Source organism: Nocardioides pelophilus (genome assembly GCF_014180685.1).
Taxonomy (GTDB): Bacteria; Actinomycetota; Actinomycetes; order Propionibacteriales; family Nocardioidaceae; genus Nocardioides; species Nocardioides pelophilus.
The window spans coordinates 1-526 of record NZ_JACEHF010000338.1; the positions used below are offsets into that span (position 1 = coordinate 1).

Consider the following 526-nt stretch of genomic DNA (forward strand, 5'->3'; position numbering starts at 1 on the left):
GCCGGAACTCGGCAGCAGCCCGCATCTGCTCCTCGGCTCGCGCCTGGGCCGCCAGGGTGGCTGCCTCGAGCTCGGCGGCTCGCGCGCGCGCCTCCTCGATCTCCAGCGCCAGGGCGGCGGCGCGGGTCTCGGCCTCGGCGCGGGCGATGGCCTGCTCGGCCGCGGCCTGCTCGGCGGTGACCCGGGCGTGGACCTGCTCGGCAGCGACCTGCTCCGCGCTCGCACGCGCTTGGGCCTGTTCGGCAGCGATCTGCTCGGCAGCGGCGCGGGCCTGGGCGTGCTCGAGCGCCTGCTGCTCGGCGCGCACCAGCTCGGCCTGGACGTTGGCCAGGGCTGCCTGCTGCGCCGCCTGCTGGGCGATGGCGGAGCGTTCGAACTCCGCGAGGGTGGCGCGGGCCCGGTCCTCGGCCTCGGTCCGGGCACGGCTCGCGTCCTCGGCCATCCGCTCGGCCTCGAGCAGGGCTCGAGTCACGGCGTCTCGTTCGTCGGCCAGGGCGGCAGCCGACTGGTGTGCCGCGGCGGGCGC

The 526-nt window shown here is 77.8% G+C and carries 1 protein-coding gene; it reads right to left on the reverse strand.

Annotated elements, in window-relative coordinates:
- A partial coding sequence (locus H0488_RS23520; RefSeq protein WP_446685650.1) for a hypothetical protein occupies nt 1-472 on the reverse strand: 472 nt, incomplete at its 3' end.
- Nucleotides 473-526: the final 54 nt, after the last annotated feature.